The sequence below is a fragment of the Priestia megaterium genome, assembly GCF_023824195.1.
Taxonomy (GTDB): Bacteria; Bacillota; Bacilli; order Bacillales; family Bacillaceae_H; genus Priestia; species Priestia megaterium_D.
Map to the genome: position 1 here is coordinate 2573316 of NZ_CP085442.1, position 13132 is coordinate 2586447.

Annotated in this window: 14 protein-coding genes; 3 read left to right on the top strand and 11 right to left on the bottom strand. The window is 38.5% G+C overall.

Features of this window, described 5'->3' with window-relative positions; genetic code table 11:
* Positions 1-61: 61 nt before the first annotated feature.
* From LIS78_RS13005 to LIS78_RS13020, 4 genes are all read right to left on the bottom strand, one after another.
* Positions 62-625: an MFS transporter gene (locus LIS78_RS13005; protein ID WP_195783115.1), complete on the bottom strand. Its 564-nt coding sequence runs from the start codon at positions 623-625 to the stop codon at positions 62-64.
* Complete coding sequence (locus tag LIS78_RS13010; protein ID WP_195783114.1) at positions 622-2058, bottom strand: FAD-binding oxidoreductase; 1437 nt, start codon at positions 2056-2058, stop codon at positions 622-624. Before LIS78_RS13010 ends, LIS78_RS13005 begins: the two co-directional genes overlap by 4 nt.
* A 187-nt stretch (positions 2059-2245) precedes the next feature.
* Complete coding sequence (locus tag LIS78_RS13015; RefSeq protein ID WP_014459963.1) at positions 2246-2383, bottom strand: hypothetical protein; 138 nt, start codon at positions 2381-2383, stop codon at positions 2246-2248.
* Between the two features lie 79 nt (positions 2384-2462).
* The gene (locus LIS78_RS13020; protein ID WP_252285315.1) at positions 2463-4382 is read right to left on the bottom strand and encodes a methyl-accepting chemotaxis protein; all 1920 of its coding nucleotides are present in this window, start codon (positions 4380-4382) and stop codon (positions 2463-2465) included.
* A gap of 149 nt (positions 4383-4531) precedes the next feature.
* Here LIS78_RS13020 and LIS78_RS13025 point away from each other — a divergent pair, with 149 nt between their 5' ends.
* Positions 4532-4756: a hypothetical protein gene (locus LIS78_RS13025; protein WP_140456823.1), complete on the top strand. Its 225-nt coding sequence runs from the start codon at positions 4532-4534 to the stop codon at positions 4754-4756.
* Between the two features lie 29 nt (positions 4757-4785).
* Here the strand turns inward: LIS78_RS13025 and LIS78_RS13030 are convergent, their stop codons facing one another.
* Positions 4786-5286: a metallophosphoesterase family protein gene (locus tag LIS78_RS13030; RefSeq protein ID WP_252283735.1), complete on the bottom strand. Its 501-nt coding sequence runs from the start codon at positions 5284-5286 to the stop codon at positions 4786-4788.
* A gap of 155 nt (positions 5287-5441) precedes the next feature.
* Here LIS78_RS13030 and LIS78_RS13035 point away from each other — a divergent pair, with 155 nt between their 5' ends.
* Together LIS78_RS13035 and LIS78_RS13040 are read left to right on the top strand one after the other, a co-directional pair.
* On the top strand, positions 5442-5741 hold the full coding sequence (locus LIS78_RS13035; RefSeq protein ID WP_209149817.1) for an iron-sulfur cluster assembly accessory protein: 300 nt from the start codon (positions 5442-5444) through the stop codon (positions 5739-5741).
* Between the two features lie 148 nt (positions 5742-5889).
* Complete coding sequence (locus LIS78_RS13040) at positions 5890-6999, top strand: metallophosphoesterase (protein WP_209149818.1); 1110 nt, start codon at positions 5890-5892, stop codon at positions 6997-6999.
* A 20-nt stretch (positions 7000-7019) separates the two neighbouring features.
* Here LIS78_RS13040 and mug read toward each other — a convergent pair whose 3' ends face one another.
* The 6 genes from mug to accB all read right to left on the bottom strand — a co-directional run bounded on the left by mug (position 7020) and on the right by accB (position 13121).
* Positions 7020-7532: a G/U mismatch-specific DNA glycosylase gene (gene mug, locus LIS78_RS13045; protein ID WP_013057179.1), complete on the bottom strand. Its 513-nt coding sequence runs from the start codon at positions 7530-7532 to the stop codon at positions 7020-7022.
* A gap of 68 nt (positions 7533-7600) precedes the next feature.
* Positions 7601-8941, bottom strand: coding sequence for a coiled-coil domain-containing protein (locus tag LIS78_RS13050; RefSeq protein ID WP_195783108.1), 1341 nt, complete (start codon positions 8939-8941; stop codon positions 7601-7603).
* A gap of 586 nt (positions 8942-9527) precedes the next feature.
* Positions 9528-10337: a uroporphyrinogen-III synthase gene (locus LIS78_RS13055; RefSeq protein WP_209149819.1), complete on the bottom strand. Its 810-nt coding sequence runs from the start codon at positions 10335-10337 to the stop codon at positions 9528-9530.
* 27 nt (positions 10338-10364) lie between these two features.
* Positions 10365-11129, bottom strand: a complete 765-nt coding sequence (locus tag LIS78_RS13060; RefSeq protein WP_195783106.1) for an IclR family transcriptional regulator — start codon at positions 11127-11129, stop codon at positions 10365-10367.
* 131 nt (positions 11130-11260) lie between these two features.
* Positions 11261-12625, bottom strand: coding sequence for an acetyl-CoA carboxylase biotin carboxylase subunit (gene accC / locus LIS78_RS13065; protein ID WP_195783105.1), 1365 nt, complete (start codon positions 12623-12625; stop codon positions 11261-11263).
* A 28-nt stretch (positions 12626-12653) separates the two neighbouring features.
* Positions 12654-13121 (bottom strand): acetyl-CoA carboxylase biotin carboxyl carrier protein, encoded by a 468-nt coding sequence (gene accB / locus LIS78_RS13070; protein WP_209149820.1) that lies wholly within the window; start codon positions 13119-13121, stop codon positions 12654-12656.
* Between the last annotated feature and the right edge of the window lie 11 nt (positions 13122-13132).

Below are 13132 nucleotides of genomic sequence, written 5' to 3' on the forward strand. Positions count from 1 at the left end.
ATTTTTTATAGTATCTTATAATACGAACTAAAAAATTCAACCGACCTGTCCATATATGCTTTTACAGCGAATGGTGGCGTTCAAGCTCAACTGTTTTTGGTTTTTGCCATATTAATACCCCTGCCGCTACGTACATAAACGAAGTGATGTAAAAAAGGCTTCCGATTGTAAGAAAATCAATGATATACCCTGTTGCAATCACGGCTAAAGCTGCCCATATAGAGGTCCATAAATGATAGTGTCCTACTTGCTTTCCCGTATGAGCACGATCTGTCTGCCTAGATAACGCTATTTTTTCTGCTGTTTTTTGAAGAGCTCCAAGCAGCCCCATTATAACTTGAATGATATACACCTGTGTGATAGTTGTTAGAACGGGAATCACAAGCATAACAACTGCCATCCCAAACGTATATAAAATGAGCAAACGCTTTTCTCCTACTCTGTCACTCCATGAACCGATTAAAGGGTGACTCAAAGCTGCGGTTAAAGCGAAAATTCCGTAAGCTAAGCCAAATTGTGAATAACTATCGCCAAGATTTCGAAGCAGTAAAAGGTAAAAAGGAAAAACAATACTGCTTGCGGTAATCATCAGGCTTTGGGAATGTAAGAGTTGTTTGTACGTCATTTTCCATACTCCTTATAAAATAAATTAACGAACGTTTCGTTTGGATCATATTTTCTTTTTAAATTTAAAAAGGCGGTTGTATGAGGGTAAGCCTCTTCTAATTGCTTCTTGCTTGGGTAGCCGTAGTAAGGCAAGTAATAGCTTCCCTGATGCTGCAGCGTCACATCCACCATTTTTCTGACAACTCTTTGTGTATCAGCCATGCCTTGATTGTCTTTTTTCTGGTTAATAAGTAAAACGAGAGCAAACATATCGTCTTTTGCATAAGACATGACTGCTTTATTGTCTTTTTCTACATAGCGAACAGTAATGTTCAGTAAATTTAATTTCTCTGTTGCTAACACTTCGCGTAAATCATCGATGTAAGAAGCAAATTCATCAACCGGAACGAAGTATTCCTGTAAAACTTCCGTCCGGCTAGCACTTTCGTATTCCATAAAATCACTTTCAGAACGCATAACATTATTTCTTGTTTCAAGCCGTCCATTTTGTTTTAAGAAATAAGCCTTTTGTGTTTCCCACAGCATATCTTTGCCCCAGTCGCTATACCGAGACAGCCCTAGCATAAATTTAGGAAGTGCCACTATTTTTTCTGTCTTGAGCGGTTCTTTTACAGTAGAAGTATTCTGAGAAGATAAGCGATAGTTTGTGACGTACATATCTGTTAGCAATTGATTAGGAGAAACCGAAATACGCGCCATATGCATACGAACGTCAGAGTTATGCTGTACGTAGTTTTTAAAATACGCTGTGTACTGCCTATAATCTAAGCGAATAATTTCATCTTCGTACCATTCATCGTCCGTCAAACGAAGCGTCACATCTAAAATGACCCCAAATAACCCGTACCCTCCGTTTACTAAAGAAAACAGCTCAGGGTGTTTCGTCCGGCTAATTTCGATAATGGATCCGTCCGCCTGCAGGAGACGCATAGATTTTACCGTATCCATTAAAGAACCGTATCGAATATCTCTGCCGTGTACGTTCACGCTAATAGAACCTCCAACGGTAAAAATATTTTGTGATTGCATAACCTGAAGAGCAAGACCGTCTTTATGTATATATTGCTGAATATCATTCCACGTTGTCCCGCTTTGAACCGTAATTTCTTTTTGACCAGGTTTGTAATCTATAATTTTATTGTACTGCTTCATATCAAGTAAAATAGCATTAGGATAGTACGTCTGCCCTCCTTGGCTGTGCTGCATGCCTGCAATCGCTATTTTTTCATGATGCTGTGAAGCGGTTTTCACCCAATCTTTCAGCTGTTTTTCAGTTGTTCCATGCTTTATTTCTTTGACTTTTGTAGGAAGAAGCCGTGCAACATCCCGCGTTACAGGATGGATCTGCTGCTGTTTATAAATATGATAGGAGGCATATGAACCTACTAGATAAAAAGATAAAAAAGTTCCTAACAACACGTTTTTTTTCATTCTAAACTGTGAACTCCTTTCTTTATTTCTGTGAAATTATACCATATAAAAAGTGAAATAACACTATAAAAGTGTAATTTTACACTACATTATAACTTATTTCGAGAAATCATACGGAAAAAATTGTAATTTAACCTTATTGAAACAAAAAAAAGAAAAGACCTAGTGTCTTTTCTTTTTTTGTTTTTTATTTTTCAGCTTCGTATGCAACTAAAGCCACTCTTTTTCCTAACGTTTGTTGAAACTGCTCTTCTAGCTGTTTAAGCTTCGCATGCATATCATCGTTAATTGAAGCTGGCTCAAAGGTCATTTTTGTTTGCTCCATCAGATACTGTCACCTCTTTCATATGTGTATGTTCTACTTTTTCCAATATAAAAGAGGTCTATGACGATTTGACGAAAGTTTACAAATTAAATTTGCTAATGAGCGCTGTTAATTGTTCTGCCATTTGAGACAGAGATTGTGCGGAAACAGCAATTTCCTCCATTGAAGCTAGCTGTTCTTCAGTTGATGCAGCCACTTCTTCAACCGCTGCTGAAATTTGCTGAGCAGTCGCAGCAACTTCTTCTACTTGCGGAGTCGTTTCATTCATGCTGCTTAGAATTTGTTCGAACTTTTGAATAGCCGTTTGTGAAATTGTTCGTCCTTCTTCAACTTTGTTTGTAACTTGCTCCATTGTATGTACAGATTCCTGAGTATCTTGTTGAATAGCTTGAATAAGTTCAGAAATTTGAGACGCGGACACTTGTGATTGTTCTGCCAGCTTTCTCACTTCCGCTGCTACAACGGAAAAACCTTTTCCATGTTCTCCAGCTCGTGCCGCTTCGATTGCAGCATTTAAGGCTAGTAAATTTGTTTGAGCAGCAATACCGCTGATTACTTCTAAAATGGTTCCAACTTCTTTTGAACGTTGAAACAAAGTACGAATCGTTGTATTAGATAGCTCGACGGATTGAGAAATGGATTCCATTTGTTCGACCGTTTCTCTCACGGCTTTTCCGCCTTCTACAGCTTCAGACGTTGTGTGATTTGATAGCTGTGAAACAATTTCTGTACGCTGAGCAATGGTAGAAACTCCTTGTACAATCTCATCTAAAGAAGCTGCATTTTGGTCAATAACAGCCGTTTGTTTTTCCGCACTAGAAGCCACTTCTTGTATCGCAACCGATACTTGTTCACTCGCAGCGCTCGTTTGCTGTGAGCTGGCCGTTAGCTCTTCTGAAGAAGCAGCCACTTGTTCTGCACTCATTTCAACATTTTGAATTAATGTGCGAAGATTGTTTTGCATCTGACTAAAAGCATACCCTAACTCGCCGATTTCATCCTTTGAATTGACGGTAATCGCTGTTGTCAGATCTCCTTCACTAACACGCAGAGCCTGATTCTTAAGCTGTTTGAGCGGTTTAATAATCGATTGTAACACCATAAAAATGGTAAGACTCCCGATTATCAGACAAGCTACGATAATGAATAGCGTTTTATAAAAGATAGGCTGTGCTGCTTCACTCACTTCCGATGAATACATAGTGCCTGCAACTTTCCAGCTCGTTGTTTTATTTGTCGTAAAGACCATCTTTTTTTCATCACCGTTAAAGGTATATTCAAAAGACCCGGAGCTCTTTGCATAAAGCTTATCAAAAAGAGAATCTGTAGCTTTTGTGCCTGCTTTTTCTGTAGGGTGAACAATATATTTTCTTTCTCCATCTAAAAGAAATGGATATCCTTTTTCTCCAATTTTTACTTTGCTGACAGCTTTATTGATGCGGCTTATATCTAAATTCAAAGCAATAACCCCGGTACCATCCGCCGTTGTTTTCGCTACAGTAATAACGGTCTGACCTGTAGAGGCTGATGGATAAGGTTCAGTGACAACTGTTTTTCCTTTGTTTTGCATGGCTAGCTTGTACCAATCTCGTTTTCTGGGATCATAGCCTGCTTGTATCACTTTTTTAGGCGATTGAATAAACTTCCCTTGCTGATTTCCTGTAAAAATGCTGATGGCTTCTGGATGAAGCGAAGCATATAAGTTAAAATCTTTGCTTAAAGTAGCCATATCTTTTTCATTGTAGCGCTCGTTGTTTACCACTGACGCAAAAAACTCTACATCATGAATTTTTGGTCCAATGGTGTCGTCAATCACTGAATTAATGGACTGTACATTTTGCTGTGCTGAGTTAATAATTTGGTTTTCAATTTCATGTTTCGCTGTTATGTAAGCTGATACACCTATCGTAACAGATGGCACTAATAAGATCGCTGCAAATGCTAGCACCAGCTTTGTCTTAAAGTTATTAAGGGACCTTTTTTTTCTTACTCTCTCCATGCTATGTAGCCTCTCTCTCTGTAGTTAACAGTAGTCGTGCACTTTCTTTCTATCGGCAAGACTTCATATTCCTTTAGTCATCGAGTGTATACATAATTAACAATGGGTGTGAAAAGATAAGAGTACGATAAAAAAAGTAGGTGATTTTAATGGAAGAAAGTAAAAACAGCAAGTCTTTTTCAATGTTTGAAAAAGAAAAGGTTCAGCGCGGGGAAGAAAAAGATATTTTTAATATCTATAAAGAAGGAGTAAAAATTGCAGAAGTAAGAGGAACGGATCCTCAAACTCAGCAGGTTATTCCGATGCATGACTTAAATGATTACGAAGAAAATAAGCTTCACGAATATATTGCTCATTTAGACCATACAACGTAAAAATGCTAAAACAAGAGTCCGCTCTTGTTTTAGTCTTTAGAATCATAAAAAACATGTTCAAAATGCAGCGTGTTTTTTTGTATGTACAGCACTCCAAACGAAAATTGTTTCTCGCGCCGCTTGTCAGTAGCAGATCCTGGATTAAACAACGTCATATCACCAATTTGTTTATGAACAGGAATGTGAGAATGACCAAAAATTATTGCATCCACTTCTTGATGTTCAAATGCTCCGAGCACACGTTTTTCAGTCGTTTTTCCTTTTCCATGACCGTGGGTTACACCAATCGTAACGTCATCAAACGGAAGAAGTAATGAATATGGAAGTACTTGCTGAAGCTCTTCACTGTCTACATTTCCAATCACGCCGTGTACAGGAGCAAAAGTGCGCAGTTCATTGTACACATCTATCGTTTGGAAGTCCCCGGTATGGATAATAGCATCAGCTGTTTTCAGTTCGGCTATGAGTCTTTTTGGAAAGTGTTTCGCTCTTTTTGGAATATGAGTGTCACCTAAAACAACAATCTTCACTCACCATACTCTCCTTTTTTATTCATTATGATGTAGTGTAGCCTATTACGGTAGAATGAAGCAACCCTGCAAAAACGTCAGGCAAAAAATTTCTCTTTTTCGTTTAAGTTTGCGAAAATACTTTACATACTAAGTTACAGAATGGAGTTTTCGAAATGGAAGTAAAAATTAATCGAAACGCAGCAAAAGTGTTAAAAAATGCATTGGCTAGCCCAGAAGGTCAAGGGAAAATGATTCGTGTATATGTGACTATCGATCACGGTGATCACGCACATTATGATTGGAAATTTGATACGCCGACTGAACATGATGAAATCGTAAAAACAGATAAAGATATCGATATTATTTTAGATAAACGCGAGAAATTTTTAGAAGGCGTATGGATTCAATATTTCCATGTTCCAGATCCTGAATTTGTGATTAGCAGCCTTCACCACGCGCATCACCATCATTAATACAAAAAGCACACCTGTTTTATAGGTGTGCTTTTTTCGTTTGGGCAATAAGCAAAAAAATTATTGATAAGAACAAGAGATAAAATTTTGTTGAAGCAATAAAAATGAGCTATAGTGGAATTATGGAGGAAAGAAAAGAGGTTAGCGTATGAAAGTAAGTGTGTTAGTAAGATCTATTTTAGTTGTTATTTTATATAACTTATTCGTTCTGTACATCGGATGGAACGCCTGGGAATGGCTTCATGCAATGTTCGGAGTGGAAAACAAATGGATTCTTACAGTGATTGTTGTGTTTTTTGCTTATTCCTTTATCATCGGTCGTGTGTTTCAACAGGTAAGCATGTTTAAAATTGTAGGATCGTATTGGTTAGGATTTATTCAATATTCCGTGCTTTTGCTTCCTATAAGTAATCTGGCCGTATATATTCTTACTCTTCTAGGCGCTTCGCTTTCTACAGCTATCGATTCAATCGGCTTTTTCATAATTGCAGCTTTTTTATTCATTTTTGCTTACGGTACGTATAATGCTTACAGTCCTGTGGTAAGGAAATACACGATTTCGCTTGCTAAAAAGACGAATCGGAAAAACCTTCGCATTGCTGTAGCATCTGATATGCACTTTGGCACATTGTCCGGCAAAAAACATTTGCAGCGGTTAATCACTCATGTACAAAAGGTACAGCCGGATCTTATTTTACTTCCTGGAGATATTATTGACGATGATCCCCAAGTATTCTTTAAGAAAGAAATGGATTATATGATGAAGCAGCTCAAAGCGCCTTTAGGCACATATGGAATTTTGGGAAATCATGAGTATTACGGCGGGAAGATCCCTCAGTTTGTGGAAAGAATGAAAGAAATGAACATTCCTATTTTAATGGATGAAGTGTTAAACATAGGTGATAGCTTGTATTTAATAGGAAGAAAAGACAAGACGGATAAAAATCGAGACAGCTTTTTTGATTTAGCGAGTGAAACGGATCGTTCTCTACCTGTCATTGCAATGGATCATCAGCCGCTTTCTTTAAAAGAAGCTGAACAAGCAGGAGTAGATTTGCTACTATGCGGCCATACTCACAGAGGGCAAATGGCACCTAATCATTTAATCACAAAGCGGTTATTTGAAATTGATTGGGGCTACAAGCAAAATAATCAACTGCATACCATTGTCTCTTCAGGATTTGGCTTTTGGGGTCCTCCGCTTCGAATCGGGAGCCGATCAGAAATTATTCAAATTGATATTTCATTTACAAAATAGAGAAAGCCTTGAGGCTTTCTCTATTTTAATGTACGCAGCAGCTTCGGAAGCTCTGCATAAATGGCGACTACTTCATCTACTTTCATTCGAACGAGCCCGCTTGAAGACGGAGCAACAAAGTCCATTATTCCTGATACCATCGATTTTTCTTGCTTGCCCCACTTTACTTGCTTGCGTCCGCTGTACTGCTGATAGACACCTTTTCCAACAAAACAAACGATTTTAGGCGTATATGTAGCAATTTTTTTCTTTAAGATTTCTCTGCCTTCTGCATATTCTTCTTTTGTAATCTCATCAGCTGCCTTTGTAGGACGCTCTACAATATTTGTTAAACCATATCCTAGCTGTAGCAGCGAGTGATCTTCCTCCGGATGATACTTACGATCTGTCAAACCTGCTTTATGAAGAATCGTCCAGAAACGATTGGTTGGATTAGCAAAATGATGACCCGTTTCACCGGAACGGATGCTTGGATTAAAACCGACAAATAAAATATCTAAGTTGGGTTGTATATGATCAAAAATAGAATTCATAGTCATACGCTCCTTACAATGTAAAAAGAAAACACCCAAATTGGATGTTTTCTTTTTACTATACCCTATTAAATACGAACTACGCGTCCGTTGAATTTTTGTTTCCAGTAGCCGCTGCTCATGTTTGCAATTGCAACACCCGTTGAGCTTTGAGCACCGATGAACTTGCCGCCTCCTACATAAATGCCAACGTGGCCGTCTTTTTTATATGTATCGAAGAAAACAAGATCGCCAGGCTGCATTTGACTAGAAGAAACTTGTGTTCCAGCATGTTTTAACGTTTCTGTACTTACAGATCCAAGAGGTCCAAGGTTAACGCCTACCTGAGCATATGCCCAGTGTACAAATGATGAGCAGTCAAATAAACCGTGGTTAATATCAGACTGGCTGCGTCCTCCGCCAAATACGTAAGCAGAGTTTCCAATCCAGCGGTTTCCTACTGTTACAACATTGCTAGCTTTTGGAGCCGGAGCGCTTGTTGGTGCCACATCATTGCTGCTTGCTTTTGGTGCTTCTGCCTTAGCAGAAGATGAATCGGCTTTTTCAGCTGGTGCAGCCGCTGCTTTTTGAGCTTGCTCAGCTGCTTTCTTAGCTGCCTCTTTAGCCGCTTGTTCAGCCGCTTTTCTTGCTGCTTCTTCTGCAGCTTTTTGATCTTTAATATTTTGTTCAAGCGTAGACTGTTCATTTGCAAGAGAGCTGTCTTTTGCTTGTAGAGAAGCTTTTAATTCTTCATTTTTTGCTTCTTTATCTTTTAGTTCTTTTGCCAATGCATCTTTTTGTTTCTTTTGAGCTGAAAGTTGAACAGTCATTTCATCTAGCTCCGCTTTCATGTCTTCTAAGCTAGCTAGCTTAGATTTAACATCAGCTTGTTTTGTTTTTAATTCGTCTTGCATATTTTTAGTTTCTTTTAAAATACCACGGTCTGCATCTACAATAGTCGAAACAGCTAGCGCGCGGTCTACAAAATCACTGAAGCTTGAAGAACCAAGTAAAACTTGTAAATACTCTACGTTACCGCCGCTTTCTTGCAGGGAACGTGCACGATCTTTTAAAATATCGTTTCGCTTTTCAAGTTTTTCTTGAAGCAGCTTAATTTCTTTTTCAAGCTGCTCTACTTGTTTAGACGTTTCTTTAATATCTGCTTCTGTTTTTTGGGCTTTTTTATTATTTTCTTCTTCTGCTAATGTTAATCGCTCAAGCTGTGCTTTCATTTGATCTTGTTCTGCTTGAAGGCGTGTCAATTCATCAGAAGCTGCTTTGATGTTAGATTGCACATCTTGACGCTGATTTTGAATTTGAGATTTTTGCGATTCCATATCCTGAATGGTAGAGGCATACGCTGGAGTTGATAAAACTCCTCCCAGGCCTAATAAAACCGTTGTGTTAAGTAAAAGCATTTTCTTTTTCAATATGAATTCCTCCGCTTTCTCGCTCTGTTAAACTAGTAATTTCTAATTATGTATCAATATGTATAAAGGTCTGACAATTTATGTAAAGTTCGCTGTATTTGTCGATAAATAGCTAAATATGCTAATGAAAATCTACGAAAATTATACCACGATAAACGTTGAAAAAAAGAATAACAATATTACAATTGTATTTCAGTAGTGTAACAATTAACGCTGGTATATACATTTACTTCTTCTCTACAAAAATACACCTCTATAACCCCATCAAAATAAACAGTCTACTAGACTTTACACAGCACTGTTTTTAACCTGTGGAACTAGGTGATTAACATTTTTTAAGCTGGCTGAATGTAAGTTATTTCTATAGTGAACGTAACAATTTTTTAACATCTACGTCTATTTTTTACCTTTTTCTACCGTTTTTACAATATTTGAAAATGATTTTCTGGAATAGTAACTGATTTATTCTTATTCATTGCTTGAAGTATTCAAAAAGAGAGTGATTGGCAATTATTAAACACAATATTCGACAAAGTATAGATTAAGTCATACAAAAAACCTTCTCGCTGTGAGGCGAGAAGGTTTTTTAATCACGCTGCTGATAATAGTGTTCTAAAGCTACAATTGCGCTTCCCATTCTTTCTTGATCAGGAATAACAATACGACCTACTCCTTCTTCTTTTAAAGCAGCAGCGGTTACTTTCCCAACGGCCACAGCTACTACAGAGCTTTCAAAGAGTTCTCTAATTCGATCGGCTTGTCCTTGTTCTCTCGCAAACGAAAATAAAAATCGGGCTTGGGGAGCACTTGTGAAATTGACTGCATCGACTTTCCCGCTTATTAATTCGTTTATAAGCTGTTCCATGACTTCTGCTTTTGGAGGAATATGCTGATACGGTAAAATCTCTTTAAATTGGGCTTTTTGATTCGAAAGAAAGTCAATCAACTTTGGTGCAGGATCTCCGTGAAGCTGAAGCGCTACATGCTTTTCTTCAAAAGAAAATGAATGAAGTGCCCTGACTAGTCCCGCTGTACTTCCATCATCATCTCGAACGGTTGGAGTAATGCCTAGCTTTTTTAACATATTTACGGTTTTATACCCGCGTGCAGCAATATTGGCTGCTTGTAAAGAAGAAAGAAATTTGTCAGCCAGCCCTAGCTTATCTGCTGTTTTATACAAAATTTCTGTACCGACCCCTGTCGTAAAAATAAACCAATCATAATTTCCTTTTACCAGTTCTTTAATATCTGCTTCTAAATGTGTGTCATCTAAAAAGATGGTTCCTTGTGCAGGTCGTACAAGCGGGGTCCCGCCAAGATTTTCAACAATTTTGCTGATTTCTTCTACTTTACGCTGACCTACTAATGCGACTGTTTTACCTTCTAATCGTTTCAATGGTTTACCTCCATTTTTCTATGTATGCTACTTTAATGATCCTTGATAACCGAGTTTTTCAGAAATAACTCTCGCCGCTTCCGTTACTTTTTGAATAATGAACGGCAGTCTGTCTCCTTGAAATCTTGCTTCAATTCCCGCTACGCTAATGCCTGCAACCACTTCATTTTGATGATTCACAATTGGCGCACTCACGGATGTTGTAAAGTTTTCTAATTCAGAGGTGCTAATGGTATACCCTTTTTCTTTTGCTTCTTTTAATGCATCTCTTAATTTCTTTTTATCTGTAATAGTTCCAATGCCTATTGGAGCGAGCTCCGTTTGGTTAATATATTTCTCTTGTTCTTTTTCGGGTAAATGCGCCAAGATAATGCGTGAACAAGCTCCTGCATAAAGAGGTGAACGCCTTCCGATGGATGTATAGAGACGCACTGGATGAAGCGTATCTACTTTTTCAATATACATAGCTTCATTCCCGTCTCGTACAATTAAATTAACCGCTTCTTCTACTTCGTCTCGGAGCGTTTCCATTACAGGCTTCGCAACACTTCTAATATCTAAACGATTAGCCACTAGCTGGCCAAACTGTAAGAATAAAAGTCCAAGCGAATAGTACCCTTGCGCATCTTTTGTTAAAAAGCCCATCTCTTCAAGCGAGCCAACCATTCGATGCAAAGAAGTTTTGGGAACGCCCGAATATTCCATCATTTCTGTGAAAGTCAGTTTAGGGTACTTAATAAAAAGCGTGAGAATCTGCATGGATTTAACGACTGTTTTATTGTTAGCTTGCATAAAACCTTCTCCCTTATTTATGCGAATATATGTATTTGATAGACATATAGCTTACTAGCTAATGGTATGTTCTTTTTATTATACATGAAGAAAAAAAGGAAAGCACTCCTTTATAAGAGCACTTTCCTTTTTTACACTATTTCTAGTTCTTTAATGGAAATAGGATTACTTTCTAGAAATTTGGTTGTAAAATCCCCTTCCTTAAACGAAGGATGATTCAGTAATTCTAAATGAAAAGGAATGGTTGTATGAATACCTATAATGATAAATTCCTCGAGCGCACGTTTCATTCGTTGAATCGCTTCATTTCGATCTTTCCCCGTTACAATTAATTTCGCCACCATTGAATCATAAAATGGAGAAATTTCATAGCCTGGATAAACCGCGCTGTCTACACGAACGCCGTAGCCGCCAGGAGGTAAATACATCTCGACTTTTCCAGGAGAAGGCATAAAGTTTTTAGCCGGATTTTCTGCATTGATCCGGCATTCAATTGCCCATCCTTTTAACTGAACATCCCGTTGAGCAAATGATAGCGAGTAACCTGCTGCTACTGAAATTTGTTCTTTAATTAAGTCAATGTTTGTTACAAGTTCTGTAACAGGGTGTTCAACTTGAATCCGCGTGTTCATTTCCATAAAGTAAAAATGCCCGTGCTTATCTAACAGAAACTCAACTGTTCCGACACCTGTATAATCGACTGCTTTAGCTGCTGAGACCGCCGCTTTGCCCATTTTAGCACGAAGGTTTTCATCTACCGCAGGAGACGGAGCTTCTTCTACCAATTTTTGATGACGGCGTTGAATCGAACAATCTCGTTCACCTAAATGAACCACATTCCCTTCTTCATCAGCAATAATTTGAATTTCGATGTGTTTTGGCTCTTCTAAATACTTTTCAAGGTATACGCCGCCGTTTCCAAAGGCTGTTTCTGCTTCATGCTGAGCTTGACGAATTGCTTTTTCTAGCTCTTCTTCGCTATGAGCTAGACGCATTCCTTTTCCGCCGCCTCCCGCTGTGGCTTTTACGATGATTGGATAACCTATTTCTCGTGCTACTGGAATAGCGGTGCTGCTATCTTCAATCAGCCCTTCTGTTCCAGGTACAATAGGCACGCCGGCTTGTTTCATTGTATCTCGTGCTACAGCTTTTGCTCCCATTTTACGGATGGCTTCCGCTTTTGGACCAATAAAGGTAATGTCATAGGATTCACACATCTCAGCAAAATCAGCATTTTCAGCTAAAAATCCGTAGCCGGGATGAACAGCGTCTGCCTTGGTTACTTGCGCTACGGTAAGCAGACTCCGAATGTTTAAGTAGCTTTCTTTAGAAGACGTTTTACCAATACAAAATGACTCATCTGCTAGCTTCACATGAAGTGCATCTTTGTCTGCTTCTGAATACACGGCCACGGTTGCAATACTCATCTCTTTACAAGCCCGAATGATACGAACTGCAATCTCGCCGCGGTTTGCGATTAAGATCTTTTTGAACATAATGACTCCTCCTGACAGTATGTATACTTTAGTGTGATTTTACGGTAAATAAAGGCTGTCCAAACTCAACAACATCTCCGTCTTTCACAAGGATTTCAAGCACTTCTCCTTCCATTCCCGCATCTACTTCGTTAAACAGCTTCATCGCTTCAATCACACACACAACATCTTTACGTTCAATTGTTTGCCCTACTTGAATAAAGGGATCAGCGTCTGCTTCTGGCTTGGCGTAAAACGTTCCGACCATTGGTGATAAAATTTGCTTTTCATTAATGTCTGCTGAGTTTACAGACAAGGAATCTTGAGGCGCTTGTTCAGTGGCAGCGGCTTTTGCTTGTACTTCTTCAGTTTTCACTTCTGTAACAGCTGTGTCCTCTAAAGGAATTCCTGCTTTATCAATGACAACTTTTGTTCCTTCATGTTCAATGTGGAGCTTTTGAATACCAGATTCATTCATTAACGAAACAACTTCTTGCAATTCACGTACGTTTATCATCTATTGTCACT